At 66.9% G+C, this 2,122-nt stretch carries 2 protein-coding genes; both read right to left on the bottom strand.

What is annotated here, in order from left to right; genetic code table 11:
* Positions 1–123 precede the first annotated feature (123 nt).
* Complete coding sequence (locus QSK22_RS33155; RefSeq protein WP_285498455.1) at positions 124–459, bottom strand: DUF4190 domain-containing protein; 336 nt, start codon at positions 457–459, stop codon at positions 124–126.
* A 279-nt stretch (positions 460–738) separates the two neighbouring features.
* Positions 739–1,080, bottom strand: coding sequence for a hypothetical protein (locus QSK22_RS33150; RefSeq protein ID WP_285498453.1), 342 nt, complete (start codon positions 1,078–1,080; stop codon positions 739–741).
* Between the last annotated feature and the right edge of the window lie 1,042 nt (positions 1,081–2,122).

The raw sequence follows: 2,122 nt of genomic DNA, 5'->3' as shown, positions 1-2,122 counted from the left end.
CGAGGGCCTCCTGGACGTCGGTGCAGATGTCGTCGCAATCCACACCGAAACCAGAAGGCCCTCCTGTCGTTCAACAACCACCCACGGCGTGTCGCCTGTCACCAACGTCCCCGAACAGCACACCTAGAAGCTGTCGATGATGACGGCGAGCACGGATGTGATCCCCACCACGACGGCGACCACCACCACACAGACGAACACGGCGAACCAGCCGAGCAGAATCCCCACCAGCGCCCTGCCGCGCCCGTCCCCGCCCAGCCGACGCCCCCGGGACCGGCCGAAATGCCCCGTGACGATGGCGGCCACGCCGAGCAGGAACGCCATGCACATGTAGGCGACGACGAACGGCGGAACGAGGAAGGGCAGCACCAGGCAGCACATAGCCCCGCCACCGGCGTACAGGCTCCACTTCGCCGCAGTGTTCCTGCTCGGCGTCTCCTGCTGCGCTCCGTCCGCCATCGTCCCTCCGGCCCTTCGACGCGATACGCGTTCGCCATCCACGCCATCGTCTCTGATCTCGAGAAGGCGACGCGCCATCGTATCCACCGGCCTGAAGGCGTTCACCGTCCAGAGGGGGCCGGGCCTGTCCGATCCGCACGGCGGCGGTTCCTCGCGACCCGGCCACCCCCGGCCACCCACCGAGGGGCAGGGGCCGGACGGCCCCTGTCTCGGCGCCCATCCTCGCGGACGGGCCGTCTAACGGTCGCCGCGATCGGTCGCTACGTCAGGAGTGCTCTGTCAGTCGCCCCACTTGTGGTCGTGGCCGTCCTTGTGGTGTTCCTTGTGCTCTTCCTTGTTCTTGTGCTCGTCCCGGGGATCTTCCTTGTGGAACTTCTTGTGGTGGTCCCTGTAGTCGTCCCAAGGCTTCTTCTTGAAGCCGTTCCAGTGACGCTTCTTGTGATGGTCCCAGAAACCGTCCCATTTGCCGTGATGCTTGCGGTCATGGTCCGGGTCGTGGCGCTCGTACCAGCCCGCCGTGGCGGAGACGGCGATGGGGCTCGCCATGGCGGCCGGCGCCGTCATCAGAAGACCACCCAGAGCGGCGGACGCGATACCTGCTGCGGCGAGTCGTTTCATCATCTGAGCCTCCTAGATCGCTCTCTTGCCCGCGAAACGCAGTGCACGGCTAGAGATAACCCGCCGCCCCGAACCTCATGCGGCCGAACGATGAACACATCTATCGCTTGGCGAGATCCTTGCCGCCCGTGGGGTGCATAACGTGAAATGCACGGAATGTCCCGCATGGGAAATGACCGATGTGTAGATCATTGACTGTTTCTCATCCCACTCCCATCGGACGACAAGGCTCCCGGCGGCGCGCGACCGGTCCCCAGAAGGCGGTGCACCCGCTGTCGGACGCCGGTGGAACCTGCCAGGCGCCGAATCCGCGCGGGACCAGAGCAGCGCGGCGGTGCGCAACCGTGTCCACCGACCTGCGCGTAGATAGGGCCCTGGTACGTCGGCCGAGATCACGTCCTCGCAAGGCGGAATCGCTCATTGGCCCGTTTCCGACCGTGCCTCCGCATATCCCCGCCCGGCCCTCGAAACTTTATGTCCAGCCGTCCGACGCCGCTGAACCGGGCTTTTCGGTGCCCGTCGAGGACGGTGACCGCCATCGAGGTGACCGCCATCGAAGTGTGGCGCTTCCATAACGAAGACGCCGACGCGCATATCCTCCTCGACGGCGCGGGCGTCTTCCGCACCCCCGCCCGCGTCCTGCCAGGGGCCTCTCCGGACAGGACCACGACGTCCCCGACGCGGACATCGAGCACCCGACCGTCCCCGGGCTGACCCTCGCCTTCACCCGTAGGCCGGTCACGAGGTCCCCATGGACACAGACGGCATGCCGCGGTACTTCGAGTCCGTCCTGGTTGCCGCCGAGGACTGCTACTGACCGAGCACCGCAACGGCCGCCCAGGACATGAACAGACGCAGCAATCCGGCGGTGGGCGGGGCGAGCACGGTGCCCAGCGTCAGGCGCCTTCGGTGAGCTCTCGTAGTTCCTTTGCCGCGGGGAGCGAGCGTGCGTTCTCGGGGGCGAGGTCCAGTGCCATCCGCGCGGCCGTAAGGTAGCGCGTCCGCCGCTGCTGGGGCGGTATGGCGTCGATGATCCGCGCGGCCT

This window comes from Actinomadura sp. NBRC 104425, from assembly GCF_030269545.1.
In the GTDB taxonomy this organism is placed as follows: Bacteria; Actinomycetota; Actinomycetes; order Streptosporangiales; family Streptosporangiaceae; genus Spirillospora; species Spirillospora keratinilytica.
Note: the sequence above shows the minus strand (reverse complement) of the source record. Positions and strands in the feature narration are given on the sequence as shown.